This is a genomic window from Spirosoma endophyticum (genome assembly GCF_900112365.1).
Classification (GTDB): domain Bacteria; phylum Bacteroidota; class Bacteroidia; order Cytophagales; family Spirosomataceae; genus Spirosoma; species Spirosoma endophyticum.
The window spans coordinates 282,740-304,879 of record NZ_FOLQ01000003.1 but is presented as its reverse complement, the minus strand read 5'-3'; the positions used below and the strand labels follow the sequence as shown (position 1 = coordinate 304,879).

The 22,140-nt window shown below is 47.7% G+C and carries 20 protein-coding genes; 15 read left to right on the top strand and 5 right to left on the bottom strand.

Annotated features, from left to right (window positions below):
* The first annotated feature begins 29 nt into the window (after window positions 1–29).
* From BM202_RS10325 to BM202_RS10315, 3 genes are all read left to right on the top strand, one after another.
* Window positions 30–920 carry a glycerophosphodiester phosphodiesterase family protein gene (locus BM202_RS10325; protein WP_093825642.1) on the top strand — a complete coding sequence of 297 codons (891 nt, stop codon included), beginning with the start codon at window positions 30–32 and terminating at the stop codon, window positions 918–920.
* Between the two features lie 71 nt (window positions 921–991).
* Entirely contained in the window at window positions 992–2,518 is a 1,527-nt protein-coding gene (locus BM202_RS10320) for a GH3 auxin-responsive promoter family protein (protein ID WP_093825640.1), read from the top strand.
* Between the two features lie 136 nt (window positions 2,519–2,654).
* Window positions 2,655–3,917 (top strand): 4-hydroxy-3-methylbut-2-enyl diphosphate reductase, encoded by a 1,263-nt coding sequence (locus BM202_RS10315; protein ID WP_093825638.1) that lies wholly within the window; start codon window positions 2,655–2,657, stop codon window positions 3,915–3,917.
* Window positions 3,918–3,919: 2 nt separating this feature from the next.
* Here BM202_RS10315 and BM202_RS10310 read toward each other — a convergent pair whose 3' ends face one another.
* The gene (locus tag BM202_RS10310; protein ID WP_093825636.1) at window positions 3,920–5,635 is read right to left on the bottom strand and encodes a glycoside hydrolase family 10-like protein; all 1,716 of its coding nucleotides are present in this window, start codon (window positions 5,633–5,635) and stop codon (window positions 3,920–3,922) included.
* Between the two features lie 52 nt (window positions 5,636–5,687).
* Complete coding sequence (locus BM202_RS10305; RefSeq protein ID WP_093826259.1) at window positions 5,688–5,843, bottom strand: DUF2256 domain-containing protein; 156 nt, start codon at window positions 5,841–5,843, stop codon at window positions 5,688–5,690.
* A gap of 47 nt (window positions 5,844–5,890) precedes the next feature.
* On the opposite strand from BM202_RS10305, the gene BM202_RS10300 reads away from it, so the two are divergent.
* Entirely contained in the window at window positions 5,891–6,184 is a 294-nt protein-coding gene (locus tag BM202_RS10300) for a TIGR03643 family protein (RefSeq protein ID WP_177236553.1), read from the top strand.
* 172 nt (window positions 6,185–6,356) lie between these two features.
* Window positions 6,357–6,827 carry an Lrp/AsnC family transcriptional regulator gene (locus BM202_RS10295; RefSeq protein ID WP_093825634.1) on the top strand — a complete coding sequence of 157 codons (471 nt, stop codon included), beginning with the start codon at window positions 6,357–6,359 and terminating at the stop codon, window positions 6,825–6,827.
* A gap of 79 nt (window positions 6,828–6,906) precedes the next feature.
* Here the strand turns inward: BM202_RS10295 and BM202_RS10290 are convergent, their stop codons facing one another.
* A complete protein-coding gene (locus tag BM202_RS10290; RefSeq protein WP_093825632.1) occupies window positions 6,907–8,124 on the bottom strand; it encodes a tetratricopeptide repeat protein in 1,218 nt (405 codons plus the stop codon).
* Window positions 8,125–8,314: 190 nt separating this feature from the next.
* Here BM202_RS10290 and hpt point away from each other — a divergent pair, with 190 nt between their 5' ends.
* A complete protein-coding gene (gene hpt / locus BM202_RS10285; RefSeq protein ID WP_093825630.1) occupies window positions 8,315–8,842 on the top strand; it encodes a hypoxanthine phosphoribosyltransferase in 528 nt (175 codons plus the stop codon).
* A gap of 66 nt (window positions 8,843–8,908) precedes the next feature.
* Here hpt and BM202_RS10280 read toward each other — a convergent pair whose 3' ends face one another.
* Window positions 8,909–10,129, bottom strand: a complete 1,221-nt coding sequence (locus tag BM202_RS10280; protein ID WP_093825628.1) for an NADH-quinone oxidoreductase subunit D — start codon at window positions 10,127–10,129, stop codon at window positions 8,909–8,911.
* 160 nt (window positions 10,130–10,289) lie between these two features.
* On the opposite strand from BM202_RS10280, the gene rpmG reads away from it, so the two are divergent.
* The 9 genes from rpmG (at window position 10,290) to odhB (ending at window position 20,760) form a co-directional block, all read left to right on the top strand.
* Complete coding sequence (rpmG, locus tag BM202_RS10275) at window positions 10,290–10,475, top strand: 50S ribosomal protein L33 (protein WP_012929817.1); 186 nt, start codon at window positions 10,290–10,292, stop codon at window positions 10,473–10,475.
* A gap of 75 nt (window positions 10,476–10,550) precedes the next feature.
* On the top strand, window positions 10,551–10,706 hold the full coding sequence (locus BM202_RS10270; protein WP_093825626.1) for a DUF4295 domain-containing protein: 156 nt from the start codon (window positions 10,551–10,553) through the stop codon (window positions 10,704–10,706).
* A gap of 196 nt (window positions 10,707–10,902) precedes the next feature.
* Window positions 10,903–11,865: a signal recognition particle-docking protein FtsY gene (gene ftsY / locus BM202_RS10265; RefSeq protein ID WP_093825624.1), complete on the top strand. Its 963-nt coding sequence runs from the start codon at window positions 10,903–10,905 to the stop codon at window positions 11,863–11,865.
* Entirely contained in the window at window positions 11,866–12,345 is a 480-nt protein-coding gene (locus BM202_RS10260) for a hypothetical protein (RefSeq protein ID WP_093825622.1), read from the top strand.
* Window positions 12,346–12,404: 59 nt separating this feature from the next.
* Entirely contained in the window at window positions 12,405–13,715 is a 1,311-nt protein-coding gene (gene rimO / locus BM202_RS10255) for a 30S ribosomal protein S12 methylthiotransferase RimO (RefSeq protein WP_093825620.1), read from the top strand.
* A gap of 93 nt (window positions 13,716–13,808) precedes the next feature.
* Window positions 13,809–15,356 carry a bacillithiol biosynthesis cysteine-adding enzyme BshC gene (gene bshC, locus BM202_RS10250; RefSeq protein ID WP_093825618.1) on the top strand — a complete coding sequence of 516 codons (1,548 nt, stop codon included), beginning with the start codon at window positions 13,809–13,811 and terminating at the stop codon, window positions 15,354–15,356.
* A 36-nt stretch (window positions 15,357–15,392) separates the two neighbouring features.
* Window positions 15,393–15,992, top strand: coding sequence for a 5-formyltetrahydrofolate cyclo-ligase (locus tag BM202_RS10245; RefSeq protein WP_093825616.1), 600 nt, complete (start codon window positions 15,393–15,395; stop codon window positions 15,990–15,992).
* 225 nt (window positions 15,993–16,217) lie between these two features.
* Window positions 16,218–19,013, top strand: coding sequence for a 2-oxoglutarate dehydrogenase E1 component (locus BM202_RS10240; protein WP_093825614.1), 2,796 nt, complete (start codon window positions 16,218–16,220; stop codon window positions 19,011–19,013).
* 91 nt (window positions 19,014–19,104) lie between these two features.
* Complete coding sequence (gene odhB, locus BM202_RS10235; protein ID WP_093825612.1) at window positions 19,105–20,760, top strand: 2-oxoglutarate dehydrogenase complex dihydrolipoyllysine-residue succinyltransferase; 1,656 nt, start codon at window positions 19,105–19,107, stop codon at window positions 20,758–20,760.
* A gap of 98 nt (window positions 20,761–20,858) precedes the next feature.
* On the opposite strand, the gene BM202_RS10230 is transcribed toward odhB, so the two are convergent.
* Complete coding sequence (locus BM202_RS10230; RefSeq protein WP_093825610.1) at window positions 20,859–22,118, bottom strand: MFS transporter; 1,260 nt, start codon at window positions 22,116–22,118, stop codon at window positions 20,859–20,861.
* Between the last annotated feature and the right edge of the window lie 22 nt (window positions 22,119–22,140).

Sequence of the window (22,140 nt, the reverse complement as noted above, 5' to 3'; positions counted from 1 at the left end):
TGTACTTTTGGTAGCATTTCCCCTACCCTATGCGTTTTTCAGTACTCTTGTTTTGTATGATCAATGCCACTCTCACTCAGGCAGATCCGCCTGTCTTTGATCTACAGGGGCACCGAGGCTGCCGGGGGCTGATGCCCGAAAATACCATCCCAGCTTTCCTGAAAGCGCTGGACCTGGGCGTCACAACGCTGGAAATGGACGTAGTGATTAGCAAAGACAAGCACGTAGTCGTTTCGCATGAGCCGTACCTAAACGCGGCCTATAGCATTGCGCCAGATGGGAATCCCGTTGGGAAGAAAGAGCAGAAAAGCCTGGTTATTTATCAAATGGACTACGCTGACGTAAAACGATACGATGTCGGCTCGAAGGGCAATACGTCCTTTCCTGAACAGCAAAAGATCAAGACCTATAAACCACTCTTGAGCGAGGTTATTGAACAAGCCGAAGCTTATCGAAAAAGAAGAAACTTGCCTAACTTTTCCTACAATATCGAAATCAAAAGTGAACCTTCCGAGTATAACAAGAGTCAGCCGGAGCCAGCCGCGTTTTGCGATCTTGTTCAGGCAGTCTTAAAGGATCGAATAGAGCCAGATTGGGTAGTTATTCAAAGTTTTGACTTTGCTACGCTAAAGCACTGGAAACAGCAAGCCGACGCAGGCAAATATCCAAACGTACGGTTAGCAGCTTTAGTTGAAAATTTGCACAGTCCGGAAAAGAATCTGGAAGAACTTGGCTTTAAACCAGCTATTTACAGTCCGCATTTTCGATTACTAAGCCAGGATAAAATTGCAAGGCTACACGAACAGGGCATGAAAGTTATTCCGTGGACAGTGAACCAGCGCGATGACATGAAACGCCTGAAAAAATGGGGTGTCGATGGACTGATTTCTGATTATCCAGATCGGGCAACCAACTTATAAAGCAACCAGTATATTTATAAATTTGTATCGCTAACTCGCTCAACACGGTTAGTTTATGCTTATTTAGCCTTATGACCTTTCTCAACACCACGCTTAAATGGCTCCTGCAACGGCGATTGCCACGCATTGAGGCAATTATGAAGCAGCCCGGCGCGATGCAGCAGAAAGTTTTTGCTCAACTTATTCGCGCGGGTAGCCGAACCGAGTGGGGTCGATTGCATGGATATAAGTCGATCAAAACTATTCAGGATTTTCAGCAGCAGGTACCCGTTTCAAGTTACGAAGATCTATTTCCATACATTGAACGGGTTATGAAAGGCGAAAACAAGGTGCTCTGGCCTTCGCCCGTTCGCTGGTTTGCCAAATCGTCGGGTACGACCAACGCCCGGAGCAAATTTATTCCCGTTACGACCGAGTCGCTGGACGAAAGCCATTTCAAGGGTGGCAAGGACATGATGGCGCTCTACGTAGCTAACAACCCAGACAGCAAGGCCTTTGAGGGCAAAGGGCTTTCCATTGGTGGAAGTCTGCATCAGAATCCCTATAGCACCAACAGCGCGGCTGGCGACGTATCGGCGGTTGTCATGAAAAACTTGCCGAGTTGGGCGCAATTCATCCGTACACCCACCATCGACATTGCGCTCATGGACGAATGGGAAGCTAAAATGGAGCGGATGGCCGAAATCACATCGCAGGAAAATGTGACCAGCCTATTAGGCACACCTACCTGGGGACTGGTGCTGATCGACAAAATTCTGGCACGAACAGGAAAATCAAACATTCTGGACGTATGGCCGAATTTTGAGGTCATGATGCACGGCGCAGTTAATTTCCAGCCTTATCGAGAGCTATTTCAACAACAGGTTTTTCCGTCCAGAACCGTTCGTTATCAGGAAGTTTATAACGCTTCGGAGGGTTTTTTCGCCATTCAGGATGATCTGAATCGGATTGGCGAAATGCTTCTGATGCTCGATTATGGCATATTTTATGAGTTTGTACCCACTCAGGAAGCGGATCAGCCTTTTCCAAAAGCCCTGACAATCGAAGAGGTAGAGCTGGATAAAAATTACGCCCTGATTGTCTCGACCAACGGGGGGTTATGGCGCTATAAAGTTGGCGATACGGTTCGATTTACCTCGCTTTACCCACACCGCCTGAAAGTGAGTGGTCGGACGAAACATTATATCAATGCATTCGGGGAGGAAGTAATCGTTGAAAACGCCGAAAATGCTATTACGAAAGCCTGCGAAGCCACCGGAGCCATTATTGCTGATTATACAGCCGGACCAATTTATATGAGTAACGGCGCCAATGGCTCTCATGAATGGGTAATCGAGTTTGTTCAGGAACCAACTAGCCAGCAACGGTTCAACCAAATCCTGGACGATACACTCCGGCAAATCAACTCCGACTACGACGCCAAACGCTACAATGACATGGTGCTAAAACGTCCCCGGATTCACGTTGTACCGCCCGGTACGTTCTACGCCTGGATGAAACAACGTGGTAAATTGGGAGGTCAGCATAAAGTACCCCGTTTGGCCAATTCACGAGAGTATCTGGACGATATTCTGGGGCAGCTGACAGTCGGTCGCTAGCCTGGCATCGAACGAAGCGTTTTCCTCTTCTGTTCTATCCATGAAACTATCATTGAGTTAAGCGTGATGAGTTGTCCTCATTGTTTCAACAGTCGGGCCATTCACTCACTAATTCACTTATTCACTCATTGAGTCAATGAAATCCTTCGATATACCAGACTATTACCGCAGTAGCATTATTTCGCCCCTGAAAGAATTCCGGCGGAAACGAGATAAGCTAAAGCGTGACTTCACCCCTACACTGCTCGATTTCGGCCCTGTTCGCGTTCTGATTGCCCGTCATTTTGGTTTCTGCTATGGCGTCGAAAACGCCGTTGAAATTGCCTACAAAGCCATTGCGGAAAACCCGGACAAGCGCATTTTTCTGCTCAGTGAAATGATCCATAACCCCGACGTCAACGCCGATTTGCAGGATCGAGGGGTGCGCTTTATCATGGACACCAGTGGTCGGCAACTCATGCCCTGGTCTGACCTCACGCCCGAAGACGTAGTCATTATTCCGGCTTTTGGGACAACGCTGGAGACGCAAAATCAGCTGGCTACCTTAGGGCTGGACGTAGCGAAGTATGACACCACCTGTCCCTTTGTCGAAAAGGTTTGGAATAAAGCTGGACAGATCGGCCAGAAAAATTATTCGGTGGTGGTACACGGCAAACCAAGTCACGAGGAAACCCGCGCTACGTTCTCGCATAGTAAAGAAGCGGCTCCAACAGTTGTCGTAAAAGACATGGCCCAGACTCAACGACTGGGCATGTACATTACGGGCGAGTTACCAACTGAGCAGTTTTATACCGAATTTGCTGGTCAATATTCCGTTGGCTTCGACCCAACCCGCGATTTGCAACGTATCGGTGTCGTGAATCAGACAACCATGTTGGCCTCTGATACCCAGAGCATTGCCGATTATCTGAAGCAGGTTATGGTTCAGAAATATTCACTGACTGGAGAAGATATCGAAGCTCATTTTGCGAATACCCGAGATACGCTTTGTTACGCTACGAATGACAACCAGGACGCTACATATGCGCTGCTGACTTATCCCGCTGATTTTGCTATTGTAGCGGGTGGCTATAACTCGTCCAATACGTCGCACATTGTCGAGCTTTGCGAGGAAAAACTCCCAACCTATTTCATTGAGTCGGAGCAGAAAATCCTGTCTGATACCCTCATCCGCCACTTCGACGCGCATTCGAAACAGGAAATTGTGACGGAAAACTTTATTCCCCGACCGGAGGGTCCCGGACTGGAGGGTCCTGGATCAGACAACCCGGTTACCCTACTCCTGACATGCGGTGCTTCCTGCCCCGATGCCGTTGTGGAAGGTATTCTTCTGAAGCTCGTCAGCTTTTTCCCCAATGCCCGACCAATTGATCAGGTGATGAGTGACGTAATGGAGTAGCGTTACCTTACCCGTATCGCTACTTCGCGGCTCTCATTGTGCAGCCGATCAACGGACGTTATCACGTATACGTAGCGCTTTCTGGGATCAGCCGTTTTGTCTATGAAATGAGTGGAGGATTCGCCTACGCATTGACCTACAATGCAGCGGGGATCGTCTAAACGTACCGGTAAGCGTCGGCCTTCGAAACGATAAACAAGGTATGAATTAGCCCCATCACCATCGATCGCTTCGGCCGGTTGATTCCAGAACAACTCAACCGCTTCGGGTGATGTAACAACTTTTAGATCTCGCGGAGGTAAAGGCGGAATACTGTCTAACCAGGGCATGGCAGGAACCAATGCAGGATGTCGGTAGAAATTCGTTTGCAGCGAATCCCGAATCGACAAAGGATTCAATTGCAAGTTTTTAGCGCTGAAAAACACGCTTCCCAACACTGCCCGCTGCTGCCGGTTATATCGCATCTGATTTGGAAACTCCGTCGGCCGCCACCAACCGGGGTCACGCTCAGAACCGCGTCCAACGCGATAAGCGCCGTGCCCGACATACAAATGACAATTCCCTGAATTACGAGTCCACCAATCTACCAGCGTTTTGTAAGGAACCCGCCCAAACTCCGAACTAAAGTATACCTGAGGAACGATGTAATCAATTAAGCCTTCCCGCACCCACTTGCGGGTATCGGCATAAATGTCATAATAGGATTGACCACCATTCGTAGCTGAACCTTCAGGGTCATTCGCCTGATTTTTCCAGATACCAAATGGGCTAATGCCGAACTTGACCCACGGCTTATTAGCCCGGATTGAATCACGTAACTCGACAACAAGTTTATTCACATTATCACGGCGCCAGTCACCTTTTGTCATCCCATTGCCATAGGCCCGATACGTACTATCATCACGTAACACTTGGCCCGGTTCGGAATAAGGATAAAAATAATCGTCGAAGTGAATACCATCCACATCGTATTCACGCACTACGTTGGCCACGATACCAGCGATGTAAGACCGAACGGCGGGCACACCCAGATTAAATAACTTGCGTCCGCCATACGTCAGCATCCATTCTGGTTTCCGGTAAATAATGTTCGTGGGTGCTACGCTGGACGCTTTACTGAACGTAGCCCGATCCAGGTTAAACCATGCATGAAATTCCAGCCCGCGCTGGTGCGCCTGCTCAATCATAAACTCCAGCGGATCATAGAAAGGCTGTGGTGCCAGACCCTGTTGCCCCGTCAACCATTCTGACCAGGGTTCCGAGCTTTTGGCATAAAAGGCGTCGGCCGCTGACCGAACCTGCACCACAACAGCATTCAGGCCCATTTGCTGGTGCTGATCAAACATGTTCACCAGTTCGCGCTGCTGATCGGCAACGGGCAGGCCTTTTTTACTCGGCCAGTCAATATTGTCAACGGTTGCTATCCAAACCGCCCGAAACTCACGCTTTGGCGGTGCCGGGCTGTTTAAACGAAATATCCGATTAGCAATCTCCTCTTCTGTTTCAACCGTATCTATAGCCGGCAGCACAACTTTCGGTACAGCCAGCTTAGTTGGAGCGGGTTTAATTGCTACAGGTTTCGGAGGGACTGGTTTAGCCGCCACCACCGGGCGAGCAGGCGCTGTAGTTGGTCGTTTAGTAACAACGGGTTTAGCTTCCCGGCAACTATACACGACAACAGCAGCAAGAAACAGAAAGCAATAAATGATTGAGCGCATCAATGGGCGTAGGTTAATCAACAAAATTAACGATAGTCCGGCACTACTACGTTTACTCAGACGTCGTTTTTTGTTGTTTACTAGCTGCCCGACAAGCATCACTACAATAAATGACACTCGCCCAGTCGCGCTCCCATTTCTTACGCCAGCTAAACGGCCTGTTACAAACTGGGCAAATCTTCGTCGGAAGGTCTGACTTCTTGCGCATTTTCATAGGCACAAAACTCTTGGCTGAAACAGTAAGTTTGAAATACCATGAAATCAATCGACCGACTACAACACCTAACAGATAGTGATATTGACCGTATTATTGAGATGGCCTGGGAAGATCGTACTCCCTTCGATGCCATTGACAGGCAGTTTGGATGTTCAGAGCAGGAAGTCATTGCGCTTATGCGTCGGTCGTTAAAGCCATCATCATGGCGCATGTGGCGGGCCCGCGTACAAGGGCGTTCAACTAAACATGAGGCTCTTTCGGCAGTCGATAATTCCCGGTTTAAATCAGATCAGCAACGGCAAATAACACTAAATAAGATTAAAAAACGATAAATACCAGATTTGGCACCTATTGAAATTAGTTTAATATTGTGCCGTTTAATAAGATGATATACACTATTTATTTTGCAAAATTCAAAAATTCATCATCTTTGAAGAATTTTCTATCGTAAAAGGTAGTAGCTTTGCCCCATCCCATAGTAAATTTCAACAGACTTTTTTGTTTATGTCGACCCAAAAATTAGATCAGATAGATCGTAACGTATTAGAGATTCTGCAAGCAAACGCTAAAATCACCAACGCCCAACTTTCCAAAGAAATTGGTCTTTCGCCTGCTCCAACGCTGGAACGCGTTAAAAAACTTGAAACCTCAGGTATCATTCAGAGCTACCACGCCCAGCTGAACCGGGAGAAGATTGGCCTCGGCGTAACAACCTTCGTTATGGTTACACTGGTAGGCCACAAAAAAGAAACAACCATGACATTCGTAGCTAGGGTTAACGAAATTCCCGAAATTATCGAATGCCACCACATCACCGGTTCAGGCGACTTTTTATTGAAAGTTATCTCCAAGGATATTTCCTCTTACCAGGCACTAATGCTTGACGTCATCAACGAAATCGACGAAGTTGCCAGCACGCAAACGATGGTGATCATGTCGACCTTCAAAGAAAGCAAGGTGCTGCCCATTCCTTGATGAGTTATTAATGATGAATTATAAATGATGAAGATGTTGACCAGAGAGATCATTCATCATTTATGATTCATCATTAATTTCAATCCCTCCGTTTCCTCCGCTCCTCTCTCCGAGACTTTTTAGCGTCGTCCAGGGCTTTTTTAGCTTCTTTATATTGGTTGGATTTACGTTCCGCTTTGTCCATCACTTCTTTGAAGTACGTTTGGGCCAGGTCATAATTCTTCTCTTCGGTCGCAATCTTCGCTAATCCCAGCACCGACGACCAGTAATAGCCTGCATTAGTGGAGTTCGTTTGTTTAGCGAAGTCAATCGATTGCTGATAATATTTTTTAGCTTCCGGTATGTTCTTGTAAAACAGGTGATTGATATAGGCAAGAATGTAGGCCGCCGTCCTACCGCTAACGCCCTCGTACCCCGATTGTGTGCGGCCCACTTTCTCCAGAATATCCTTCGAAATACGCTCAGCTTCCGGTAAATGGCCTATCACAAAAGCTGATCGAGCGTAATATCGCTCGAAAAAAGGATTGTCGGGGTACTGTTCATTCATGTACTTCGACATTTGATACGCTTTATCGTACTGATTCTCCATACTATAAATCTGAACCAGAAAGTATCGGGCTTCCACGCGGGTATAGAATGCCGAATTAGCTGTTTTCTCCAATTCTTTGATCCCATTCACCTTGTTTCCTTTCGGGAAAAACATGAGAATGGGCTTTAGCAGTGGGTAATTTTCGGGAATCCACTGCGCGTAGTAATTATACATACCATCGCCAAAAAGCAACTCAGGACTAAAGTCAGCATTGCCCTTGCACTTATCGAAGTATTTCAGCGCATTTTTCCCCGCAAATGTTGCCTTTGTCCATTTTTTACGCTCCGAGTACAGACGTCCCTTAAAGGCGTAGGCCGCAGCCAGAAAAAAAGCTGGTTCCAGTTTATTGTCGCTGTTGTCATAGAGTTTTTCGGCCAGGTTAATGGTCGTGTCCATATACGCCAGGCATTTATCATCATAGTCTGTTACGTCGGTATTGGGCACAATTTTCCACCACTCAGACAAACCCATCAGAAAATACGGCATAGGATGTTTTGGATAGCGCAATTGCAGCCATCGAAACTCCTTATCGGCATCGTAGAATTTGTAGTTATACATCTGGTTGATAGCCTCCGCCGATTCAATCTGAACACCGGGGTGCTTTAACAAACCATCGTATTTCTTATCAAACGCCGACGGATCGTAGAGTTGAGCCTGTGCCACTGCAACAAACCCCATTAGCCATACCGTCAACAATGTCTTCTTCATTTCAAAAAGTGTATCTATGGGCTTCAGCCCGGATTGATTTAGTTGTAAATGGGCTTCAGCCCATCGGTGCGTTCATTCCTAGTAAACAACGTAATAGACCGATAGTACGTTTATGGATGGTTATTTTTACAATCTTTTTTTAACTGCTACCTCACGATCAGTCGTATCTTTACCCCCCACAGATGTCTCTATGATGACCATTAAAGACAAAACGTTCGTCCCATTTATCACCGAAGAAGCCATTCAGGCACGAATTCAGGAATTGGCAGAACAAATCAATCAGGCGTATGCCGACAAGAAACCGCTTATTGTTGTGGTCTTAAATGGCGCCTTTCTGTTTGCCGCTGATTTAGCCAAACACCTGACCATTTCCTGTGAGATTACGTTCATTCGGGTAGCCTCTTACACGGCTACCGAGTCGAGCGGACAGCTTAAAGAGATCCTCGGTTTGAACGAATCCATTGCAGGCCGCGATCTGATTGTTGTAGAAGACATTGTGGACACCGGCTTTACTCTTTATGAGGTCTGTCAGCAACTTCAGGAAAAGGAACCGGCATCAATTGCCATCGCTACGTTGCTCTTCAAACCAACTGCGCTGAAAAAGCAGCTCGACCTTCACTACGTTGGTTTTGAAATCGAAAATCGATTTGTTCTAGGCTACGGCCTAGATTATGATGGCTTAGGGCGAAATACGCCGAATATTCTGGTGCTGGAATAGCAACTTAAACCGAGGTTGGCTCTTTTCTTTTACGGACAAACAGCCAAAGACTGTTCTGGGCTAAAATTACCGGTCTACTTCCCCCATTACTACGTCGATTGATCCAATAATAGCGATTAAATCAGCTAACATAGCTCCTTTACTAATTTCGCTGATAACCGACAGGTTATGAAAGCAACACGACCGCGCCTTGCAACGTACGGGCACATCCGATCGGCCATCGGTGCGAAAAAAGAAACCCAGTTCACCTTTTGAACTTTCGGCACGGGCATAAAAATCCATAGCCTTCGGCCGTATTTTCTTCGGAACAACCGCCTGTGGATCGTAATCGCGGGTACGTTTATAGTCGCCCAACAGTTTATCAAGACACTGTTCAATAATACGGATAGACTCATGGCACTCTAATACCCGAACGTTGTTTCGATCCCAGCAATCGCCAACGGTTCCCATTTGACCTTCCCCAATGGGAATATCAAAATCCAGGTCGGGATAAACTGAGTAGCCATCTACCCGACGAAGGTCGTAACGCAGGCCGGAACCACGTAGCATCGGACCAGTACACCCATAATTAATGGCAACGGGCAGCGGTAAAACGCCTACGTTGGCCGTACGTTTGATAAATATCTCGTTTTCGATGACCACTTGCTGCAACTCGACCAGCTTGGGTTTAAGATACGTTATAAACTCGCGGCATCGCTCCTCAAAGCCAACCGGCAGGTCATAAAATAAGCCACCTACCCAAATGTAATTGTATAGCATCCGAGCCCCGCTCACCCATTCGAGCAGACGCTGAATGTGCTCGCGGTCGCGCATGAGCCACAAGAAGGGCGTGTAGGCACCCATATCAAGCGCATACGTACCGATACCGACAAAATGGGCCGCAATTCGATTCAGTTCGGCAACCAGCACCCGGATGTATTCGGTTCGCTTTAGAATATCGTTCTGGATGCCCAGCATTTTCTCAACGCCCATCACAAACGCATGTTCAGAATTCATCGCAGCCAGATAATCAAGCCGGTCTACGAACGGAATTGTCTGATTAAACGGCAGTGACTGCGCATGTTTCTCAAAACATCGGTGCAGATAGCCTAGGTGCGGCACTACGTCCACGATAATCTCACCATCCGTCACGACTTCAAATCGCAACACGCCGTGGGTTGATGGATGCTGGGGCCCCATGTTCAGGATCATCTCGCCCTCTTCCAGCATATCGGGTCGATACAGGCTGGGTTCAGATGCCCGAAAATGGCCGGGAGCGTATTCGTATTGAATTGTTTGCGTAGTCATTCTATTGCCAAAGGTCGAAAGCCAGCGACCGAAAGCCAAAAAATACTGGCGTTTTCTCAGATAACCAGCTACAAATCATTACTTTTTCCAGATTTCGTATTTGCTAGATAAAAGTAATTTCGTACCTTTGCGCTCCTTATCGAGAAAACGAACTTCAGCAATGGCAAAGAAAGGCGCCAATAGAATCCAGGTTATTCTGGAATGCACCGAGCAAAAAGACAGCGGTGTTCCCGGCATGTCCCGGTATATCACTACGAAAAACCGGAAGAACACACCGGCTCGTATTGAGCGGAAGAAATACAATCCGTTCCTTAAGAAAGTAACGCTGCATAAAGAAATTAAATAACTCAGTTAGCTAGTCGATAGTCAGTAGTATAAACGCTATTCACTATCGACTGCCGACTATCGACTAATTACAGACATGGCAAAAAAGGTAGTTGCAACCCTGAAAACGAAGGATAACGGCAAGGCTTTCGCTAAGATCATCAGAGCCGTTAAGTCGCCTAAAACTGGCGCTTATACCTTTAAAGAAGAAATGGTTCCGGTTGATGAGGTACAGGCTGCGCTGAAAAGCTAGTTTCTGCTCTGGTCGACTTTCCGCACAACGACTTAAAATAGGTCCCACAGCCTTAACTGGCCCTGTGGGACTTTTTTTCGTTAAAAAATAGTTACCTCAGTTAGTGAATCAGTCAGTAGATGACTAATGCAGTAAATGCACAGCTATCTGCCTGATAAATGACCACCTCACTGACCGCACGGCGGCCCCATATAATATGGCTCTATTTGGTTTATTTTCGAAGGAAAAGAAAGAAACACTTGACAAAGGCTTAGAAAAGACAAAAGACAGTTTTTTTTCTAAACTTGGCCGGGCAGTGGTTGGTAAATCCACTGTTGATGAAGAGGTATTAGACGAAGTGGAAAACGTCCTTATTTCGTCGGATGTGGGTGTTGAAACAACGGTTAAAATAATTAAGCGGATCGAAGAGCGCGTTGCCCGCGACAAATATATGGGCACTGATGAGCTTGACCGTATTCTACGTGAAGAGATTGCCGCCTTACTCTCTACCACCAATCCTGGCGATACGTTGCAGCGAGACGATTTTGACGTACCAGCCGACAAGAAGCCTTATGTCATTATGGTTGTGGGTGTTAACGGCGTGGGTAAAACAACGACGATTGGTAAGCTTGCTGCCCAGTTCCATAAACGAGGCAAAAAAGTGGTGCTTGGCGCGGGTGATACGTTCCGGGCTGCTGCTGTTGACCAGCTCAAACTCTGGGGCGACCGTGTGGGGGTGCCTGTCATTTCACACGGCATGAATACTGACCCTTCAGCCGTCGCGTTCGACGCGGTGAAAAAAGCCACTGAAATCGGCGCCGACGTAGTGATTATTGACACCGCCGGACGACTGCATACGAAGGTTAACCTGATGAATGAGCTGACCAAAATTAAACGTGTGATGCAGAAGTTCACGCCAGATGCTCCTCATGAAGTACTCCTTGTACTCGACGGCTCAACGGGTCAGAACGCGTTTATTCAGGCAACTGAGTTTACGAAAGCCACCGAAGTAACGGCTTTAGCCATTACAAAACTGGATGGTACGGCAAAAGGGGGCGTTGTGATTGGCATTTCGGATCAGTTCAAAATTCCCGTCAAATACATCGGCGTTGGTGAAAAGATTGACGACTTGCAAACGTTCAACAAGATGGAGTTCGTGGATTCGTTTTTCAAGAAGTAAATGAATAAGACATTCATCTATCTGGCGCTTCTCCTATTCGGCTTTTCGCTAACGGTTTGTGCTCAGAAGCCTGTCCGTAAAAAAGTCAAAAAAGCCACTACATTTCAGGGAATTTGTGGGAATGTTGTTGAAAAACGGGGAAACCAGATGCCGGGACCTGGCGCTCCTAAATCCGGCGGTATTCCGGTGGAACGCGATGTACTAATTTTTCCTCTTTTGAATATAAGTCAGGTAGACGCAGGCGACAACGGGTTTATCAATTCGGTTCGCGACGCCAAACCTGTTAAGACTGCCAAATCAGATAAAAACGGGAAATTTTGCATTTACCTGCCGGTTGGCCGATACTCTGTGATCGTAAAAGAGCCGAAAGGCTTGTACGCCAACCTTTCTGACACAAAAAATAATATTTTTCCGGTTAGTGTAGGAAAAGGGGAAATGGCCAACGTAACCGTTGAGATTTCTCACCAGGCCGTATTTTAAGTAACGCGGATATATCCGCGATTTTGCTATTCAAAGCGGGTTTCCACCCGCGTTACTAAATGAAAACCAAAGGAGTACGTACCAATAAAATCAATATTGTCACGCTCGGTTGCTCGAAGAACCTTGTGGATTCGGAGGTGCTGTTTACGCAGCTCAAGGGCAACGGCATGAACGTAACGCACGAATCGAAAAAAGACGATGCCAATATCGTCGTTATCAATACGTGCGGATTCATTGACAACGCCAAAGAAGAATCGATCAATACCATTCTGCGCTACATTGACGCGAAGGAAGCGGGAATTGTGGATAAAGTTTACGTAACGGGCTGTCTATCACATCGGTATAAAGACGAGTTGGAAATTGAGATGCCAACCGTTGATGCCTGGTTTGGTACCAATGAGCTTCCCAGAATGCTGAAAACGCTTCGTGCCGATTATAAGCACGAACTCGTTGGCGAACGTCTGCTCACCACGCCTGCTCACTACGCTTACCTTAAAATTGCCGAAGGTTGCGACCGCCCCTGCTCGTTCTGCGCCATTCCGCTCATGCGCGGAGGCCACGTATCGCGCCCGATGGAAGAGCTTGTAACCGAAGCGAAATCACTGGCACGACGTGGCACGAAGGAATTAATCCTGATTGCTCAGGACTTAACGTATTACGGACTGGATCTGTACAAAAAACGCAATTTAGCCGATCTCATCAACCGGCTGTCTGACGTTGAAGGGATTGACTGGATTCGCTTGCAGTATGCCTATCCATCGGGATTCCCGCTGGAAGTGCTGGACGTCATGCGTGATCGGCCAAACGTGTGCAATTATCTGGACATGCCGCTCCAGACTGGCTCGACGGAGTTATTGAAAATTATGCGTCGGGGCATCACGCGCGAAAAAACCGAAGCTCTGATTCAAACCATTCGGGAGCGGATACCCAACATCACACTACGTACCACCCTGATTGTAGGTCATCCTGGCGAGACGGAAGCCATGTTTGAGGAGACCTACGACTTTGTTGAACGTATGCGTTTCGACCGTTTGGGCGTGTTTACGTATTCACACGAAGACGATACACACTCGTTTTCGATGCCTGATGATATTGAGGCTGATGTGAAACAGGCGCGTGCCGATGAACTAATGGAGGTTCAGCAGGGCATTTCGCAGGAATTGAATCAGCATAAAGTTGGGCAAACCTACAAAGTGCTGTTTGATAGAAAAGAAGGCGGCTATTTCATAGGGCGTACGGAGGGCGATTCGCCCGAAGTTGATAATGAGGTTCTTGTCCCGGCGAGCCAATACGTTCGCCTGGGTGATTTTGCCAACGTGCGTATCAATCGGGCAGAGGAGTTTGATTTATATGGGGAAGTTATCGCCTAAGTTTTTACGAACCCGCAAGACCATCGCGCTCAGCCCGAACCTTGCGGGTTTTTTCGTTGTTAAAATCCGGTAAACGCAACCCTACCCTTCTGCATGGACTGTAAGTACCTGCCGCTTGCTTCAACTGGCCAGTTTTCTCCTCTTTTTCTCGATTACATCAACAAAAAAGACAGTATAAAGCCTTTCTACAGCCGTTTTCCAGAGTTATCTGCTTTTGAGGGACAGTTGCTTGATAAAACGTTTGATGAGTCGAAACGACAGATTCTAGTGAAGGCACTTGAGCGTCAGTATAGTCGACTCATTAACAAACCCGACTTTTCGATACTTCTTCAGGCCAATACGTTTACGGTTACAACGGGGCATCAACTCAACATCTTTACGGGGCCGCTTTATATTGTTTACAAGCTGATTACGACGATTAATCTGGCGAAACAGCTCAAAAAAGCCTATCCAGATTACAATTTCGTGCCGGTCTACTGGATGGCCACCGAAGACCACGATTTTGCCGAAATCAACCATTTCTCGTTGATGGGCAGGAATTATGCCTGGCAAACAGAGCAACGGGGTGCGGTTGGGCGCATGAATCCACAGGAGTTAAAGACCCTGTTCAACCAGATTCCTGAAAAACTAACGCTGTTTGAAGATGCCTATCTGAAAAATGATACGTTAGCCGATGCCGCCCGATACTATGTCAATGAGTTGTTTGGCAATGAAGGCCTGGTTTGTTTAGACGCGGATGACGCTGCATTGAAGCGCGTTTTTGCACCGGTTATGCGTGACGAACTTGTCAATCAGAAATCAGGTGAGTTGGTGCACAAGCAAACGGAAGCCTTAGAGACTTTGGGTTATAAAACCGTTATTGCGCCCCGCGACATCAACTTGTTTTATCTCGATGACCAGATTCGCGAGCGTATTGAACGGAAAGAAGACGGCACGTATCGGGTCGTGCATAAAAAGCTAACGTTCTCGGAAAGTAAGATTCTAGCGCTGCTTGATGAGCATCCTGAGCGATTCAGCCCGAACGTAGTGCTACGTCCCTTGTATCAGGAAACGATTCTGCCCAACCTGGCTTACATTGGTGGCCCCTCAGAAGTGCCTTACTGGTTGCAATTGAAGCCCGTTTTTGATCACTACCAGACGACATTCCCGATGCTGATGCCGCGTAATTTTGCGATGTATGTGCCGTCTGTGAGCAACAAACGTATCTGCAAACTAGGTCTGACGCCAGAGGATTTATTTGAGGATACAATCAAGCTCAAACGCGAATATGTCGAACACCACACGCGCCATACGCTGAAATTTGACAACGAGAATAAGACCGTAAATAAAGCACTGGACGCCATTCTGCACAAAGCACAAATGGTTGACCCAACGCTCGAAAAGGCGGTTCTGGCCGAAACAAAACGGTTTGCCAATGCCGTTGCCCGGCTTGAGAAGAAAATGCGACGGGCAGAAGAACGCAATCAGGAGACGGGCGTTCGGCAGTTGCTGGCCGTAAAGGAATCTCTCTTCCCAAATGGCAGCTTACAGGAACGTAGCGAAAACTTCCTGTCCTTCTACCTGAACGATAAGACGTTTCTGCAAAAGATGCTGTCCGCCTTCGATCCGTTCGATTACCGCATGCAACTCTGTTTGGAGTAGTCTGATGCGGTAGCTGTAAATAACTTAGGTTCCAGCATGATCAAAGCTACGATACGGCAGCAGTTTCTTGCCCAACGGCGGGCGCTGTCCATTGACGAAGTTTCTGTTCGTAGTCAGTTGCTTACGCAGCATTTTTTCGAATTCCTGAAGGCAAGCCGACTTGCCAGCGAATCGGGGGTTATTCATGCGTTTCTTCCAATCATTCGTCAGAACGAAGTCGATACGTGGCCTATTATCTGGGGGATCTGGGAAAATTTTTCGCATCTTCAAGTTGCCGTCCCGGTTACGAATGCTTCCACGCACACACTAAGCCACTACCTGCTGTCTCCAGCTACCCTACTCGTTGAAAATCGCTGGGGTATTCCAGAACCTATACCGACTGATACTCAGCCACTATCATCAGACGAATTCAGTCTTATCCTTGTTCCCTTACTGATTTTCGATCAACAGGGACACCGCGTTGGCTACGGTGGCGGCTTCTACGATCGCTTTCTGGCTGAATGTCGGCCGGATTGCCTAAAAATTGGGGTATCCTTGTTTGAACCCATCGAATGCATCGACGATGTCGAGCCAACGGACATACGACTGGATGCCTGTATTACTCCGTGGAAGACTTATCGTTTCTCTACCCATTAGAAAGTAATTATGCATGAAAATATAAGTCATACCTAAAATTTGAAATGACTTATGTTTTGATTTGATCTACAGCTTAAGTTGGAAGTCAACCAAAATGGTGTTCTGACTGTTATGCTGCTAATGAAGTGGTAACCAACAAAAAGTCAATAAAAACAGAAAATTTTGCAGTCAACTGTTTGGCCGAAACGCTACCTTTGCGGGTCATAACAACGACGCGTCCCCGTCATGGATCAGTACTCATATATCGCCAATTCTGATGCGGCTTACGTAGATCAACTCTATCAGTCTTATAAGCAAGACCCTCAAGCAGTTGACGAAAGCTGGCAGCAATTTTTCAAAGGATTTGAATTTTCGCTGACATACGGCGAAAAACCTAATGGAAACACCGGACCGGGCAAATCCAACGGTAACGGTACTACACCGAACGGAAATGGAGCCGCTGCAACGGGCCAGACCGCGGCCAAACCTGTCGATGCGCTTCATGCCGAGAAAGAAGTTTCAGTAGCCAGCCTGATTAAGGCATACCGGTCTCGCGGTCACTTACTGGCAAAAACCAACCCACTCAAGGAACGTAAAGACCGCCAGCCTCGGGTCGATTTGCCGGACTACGCACTATCAGAAGCAGATTTAGATACTGTATTTGATTCGGGTAAATTACTCGGCATCGGACCGGCTACGCTACGTGTTATTATGGAATCGCTACGCAAAATATATGCAGGCGATATTGGTTTCGAATACATGTATATCCGCGAGCTGGATGTTAAAAACTGGCTCCGTAACAAGATTGAGAAAGAAGCGCTCGTTTTTGAACCGTCGCTTGATGAGAAAAAACGTATTCTCGAAAAGCTGAACGAAGCAACGGTTTTCGAGAACTTCCTGGCTACTAAGTATTTAGGCCAGAAACGTTTCTCGCTCGAAGGTGGTGAAGTAACAATTCCCGCCTTGGATACGATCATTAGCCAGGCGGCCGACATGGGCGTTGAGGAAGTGATGATTGGCATGGCTCACCGGGGACGCCTAAACGTACTGGCCAACATTCTGGGCAAATCCTACGAATCTATTTTTGACGGATTCGAAGGGAACGTACCCGAACAGGTCCACGGCGATGGCGACGTTAAATACCATCTGGGCTATTCGAGTTTAACGGAAACGAAGTCAGGAAAGCAGATTAGTGTCAAACTGGCGCCAAACCCATCACACCTAGAAGCGGTGAATCCCGTAGTTGAAGGGTTCGTACGGGCTCAGGCTGATGAAGAATATCACGGTGACTTCACCAAAATCATGCCTATCCTGATTCACGGCGATGCGGCTGTGGCAGGGCAGGGTATTGTGTATGAAGTAACGCAGATGGCTAAACTAGCCGGCTATAAAACCGGCGGTACGGTCCATTTTGTTATTAACAACCAGATTGGGTTCACTACCGATTTTGACGACGCCCGTTCCTCTATTTACTGCTCGGACGTAGCCAAAATCATTGATGCCCCCATTTTCCACGTCAACGGCGACGATCCAGAAGCGGTTATTTTCTGCTCTAAACTAGCCGTAGAGTTTCGCGAGAAATTCAACCGCGACGTGTTTATCGACATGGTCTGCTACCGACGCTACGGTCACAACGAGGCTGATGAGCCTAAGTTCACGCAGCCAACGATGTACAACATCATCGAGAAGCATGCCAACCCCCGTGAGTTGTACAAAGACCTACTCATTAAACGGGGTGACGTTGATGCCGAATTGGCACAACGCATGGATACGGAGTTTAAAAAGCAATTGCAGGATCGGCTCGACCGGGTAAAGCAGAAAGCAGAGATTCCGTATAAACCACTACGTCTGGACCTCGACTGGGCTGAGCTACGTTTTAGTGAACCAAAAGATTTCGAGAAATCGCCCGAAACGGGGGTCTCGATCGACGTACTGAATAAAGTCGGTCAAGCGTTGGTGAAAATTCCGGAAGGATTTAAGCCCTTAAAGCAAATCGACAAATTGCTGAAAGATCGGCAGGCAATGCTTACCGACACCAAAATGGTGAACTGGGGTACTGCCGAACTTCTGGCGTACGGTTCTTTACTGGTCGAAGGCAAACCCGTCCGGCTTAGCGGTCAGGATGTACAACGGGGTACGTTCTCGCACCGTCACGCCGTACTGCACGATTCTGAAACGAACAAGTCATACTCATCACTCGATTTTATTGAGGAAGGTCAGCAGAAGTTTCAGGTCTACAATTCGCTACTCTCGGAATATGGCGTATTGGGCTTTGAATACGGGTATGCAATGGCGAATCCTCATGCACTAGTTATCTGGGAAGCGCAGTTTGGCGATTTCTCGAACGGTGCTCAATTGATTATTGATCAGTTTATTGCAGCTGCCGAGTCAAAATGGGGTATTCAGAACGGAGTAACGATGTTGCTTCCGCACGGCTATGAAGGCCAGGGACCAGAGCACTCCAATGCTCGTCCTGAGCGGTATCTGCAACTCTATGCGGAGTATAACATGGTCGTTGCCAATATAACAACGCCAGCGAACTTCTTCCACCTGATGCGTCGTCAGTTGACATGGCCGTTCCGCAAGCCACTTGCAGTGATGTCGCCAAAATCGTTACTACGTCATCCAAAGTGCATTTCGCCTTTAGAGGATCTCACAAAAGGTAGTTTCCAGGAAGTGATTGGTGATAGCTATGCGCAAGCCAAAAAAGTGAAGCGTGTACTGCTGTGTACGGGTAAAGTGTACTACGATTTACTGGAAAAGCAGCAGACCGATCAGCGTGACGACGTAGCCATTGTGCGGTTGGAACAAATCGCTCCGCTGCCTAAACAGCAGTTGGATGATATACTGGCGCAGTACAAAAAAGCCGAAGTATTCTGGGTACAGGAAGAACCTGACAATATGGGTTACTGGACTTTCTTGCTGCGTAACGGCCTGAATCTGCCGGTTATCTCGCGTAAGGCTTCAGCATCACCTGCAACCGGTTACGCAAAAATACATACTCAGGAACAAGCCGATATTGTTCGGAGAGCGTTTGAATAAATAACAGTCAACCAGTTGGTCGGTCGATAGTCGGTGAGTAGATTGCCGCTATATTGACCGACTCGCTGATTGACCAACTCACTAACTGTCTATGGCCGTTGACATGAAAATTCCTCCCGTGGGGGAATCTATTACCGAAGTAACCGTTGGCACCTGGTATAAAAAAGAAGGTGATAGCGTAAAAATGGACGACGTTCTTTGTGGACTCGATTCCGATAAAGCGACATTTGAATTGACGGCTGAAGCCGATGGTATTCTACACATTCTGGCGCAGGAAGGCGACGTTTTGCCTATTGGTGCCAGTATTTGTACTATTGACAATGGGGGCAGTACACCGGTTACGCCACCAGCAGCAGAACCGGCTAAAGCAGAAGCACCTAAAGCCGAGACGCCACCACCTGCCCCAGCAGCAGAAACCCCGGCTCCGGCTGCACCAGCAGCTCCAGCTACGACTGGTTCAAGCGTAGTAGAAATGAAAGTTCCGGCCGTGGGTGAATCGGTTACGGAAGTTACCATTGCCTCATGGAGCAAAAAAGATGGCGATCAGGTAGCACTCGACGAAGTTCTGTGCGAACTGGAATCCGACAAAGCTACGTTCGAACTTCCTGCTGAAGCGGCTGGAACGCTACGTATCGTAGCGCAGGCGGGCGAAACATTGCCGATCGGGGCTTTGATTGCTAAAATCGAAGTGGGTGCAGGGGCTACTGCCGCGCCAACGCCTGCCAGCACACCAGCTCCGCAACCATCATCCAATGGATCAGCTCCAGCTCCCGAAGTGGCTGCCAGCAACGGCCAGAACGGATATGCAGCTCATTATCCTTCACCAGCTGCCGCTAAAATCCTTGACGAAAAAGGTGTTGATGCCCAGCAAGTTCAAGGATCGGGTGTAGGTGGTCGTATTACGAAGGAAGATGCACAGAAGGCATCATCTGCTCCAACTCCTGTAGCTGCACCAGCACAACCTGCACCACAGCGGTCCGACGTTTCGGCTCAGCCAACTGCCCCTAAACCGGCAGCTCCGGCACCGGCTCCAGTTGTCGCAGGCGAACGCGGCCAGCGTCGTGAGAAAATGACATCGCTACGTCGGACAATTGCCCGGCGGTTAGTAGCTGTGAAAAATGAAACGGCTATGTTGACCACCTTTAATGAGGTTGACATGAAGGCGGTTATGGATCTTCGGAATAAATACAAAGACAAATTCAAGGAGAAAAATGGTGTTGGCCTTGGCTTCATGTCATTCTTCACGAAGGCGGTTTGTATTGCCCTGAAAGATTTTCCGGCGGTGAATGCCCAGATCGATGGTGATCAAATGATTTTCAATGATTTCTGCGATATTTCTATCGCCGTTTCAACTGATCGGGGCTTGGTTGTACCGGTTATTCGGAATGCGGAGAAATTAAGCTTTGCCGGCGTTGAGAAAGAAATCGTTCGGTTGGCTGGACTAGCCCGCGACAATAAACTGACAATTGACCAGATGACGGGCGGTACGTTCACCATCACCAATGGTGGCACGTTCGGTTCGATGCTCTCGACACCAATTATCAACGCTCCTCAGTCGGCCATCCTTGGTATGCACAACATCGTTGAGCGGGCGGTTGTGATCAACGGCGAAATTGTTGTTCGGCCGATTATGTACCTGGCCCTGTCATACGATCACCGGATTATTGACGGGAAAGAATCCGTTAGCTTCCTTGTCCGCGTGAAGCAGATTCTGGAAGATCCATCCCGGATTCTGTTCGACATGTAAAAAATAAAATATTGATAACGCCGAAGTGGCTGATTTACACGGATAAAAATCTTTGTAAATCAGCCACTTCGGCGTTATTAGCGTTCCTGATTTTCTATCTACCCTTCTTCGACGTAATCCAGGTCTTTTTTAAACGTCTCGTCCAGGAAAGATAGTGCGATCAAAGCGACGGCGAGCGTCAGAAGCCCAACCGTTAAGGCGCTATAAATCGTCCCTAAAGCAGGCTTCAACTGAATGAAAAGCGCACTTAGTGGTATGGTAGCCCCGCGTACAAAATTGGGTACAGTCGTCGCGACAGTGGCCCGAAGGTTAGTGCCAAACAACTCAGCAGCAATCGTTATAAATAACGTCCAATAGCCGTTGGCAAATCCAAGACAAACACAAATCGTATAAAAGAGCGTTAAGTCGCTCACGGGGGCCAGTAAATAAATTAGCATGAACGCCAGGGACAAAAGCATAAACAGCCGGATAACTTTCTTGCGGCTCTGCATGGACTGACTCAAAAATCCGCTGACGATATCGCCCAATACCTGTCCTGAAAAACTTAGCATGACGGCTTTCCCCGCCACGACGGGGGCGCTCAACCCAAGCGCTTTACCAAACTCCGGCGAGAACGTAATAAGGATTCCGACGACAAACCAGATGGGCAACCCTACCAGGATGCACTGAAAATATTTAAATAGCCGGGTTTTATCGGAAACAAGCATTAAGACACTTCCACGGCTCAGAGCCCGCTGTTTTGTCTTGACAAAAAGGCCGGATTCCAGTACGTTCACCCGCAGCACGAGCAGCAGAAGTCCTAATCCACCACCGATGAAATAGGAAATGCGCCAGTCGAACAAGTCCGCCATAAAATACGCCAAAATAGCCCCTAATACGCCCATTGTGGCAACAAGCGTGGTACCATATCCCCGAATTTGTTTAGGTAAAATCTCCGTGACCAACGTAATGCCAGCCCCCAGTTCGCCAGCCAATCCCAGTCCAGCCACGAACCGAAGTAATACGTACTGGTCCAGCGACGTAACGAATCCATTGGCAATATTGGCTAGCGAGTAGATCAGAATAGAGCCAAATAGAACCGAAAGACGTCCTTTTTTATCACCCAAAATACCCCAGAAAATACCCCCGATCAGCAAACCGACCATCTGCGCATTGAGCAACAACAGACCGTCACTTAGTAATCTGTCGCCGTCAATACCTAATCCTTTGAGACTCGGAACACGCACAACGCTGAATAAAAACAGGTCATACATGTCCACCAGATACCCTAGAGCAGCCACCAACACCGGAAGTTGCAGAAGTTGACTGATGACCGGACGGTTTGTTGCGGTTGATTCAGGAGTCGTGATTGGCTTCATTTGAGAGGATTGTGGTTCAATG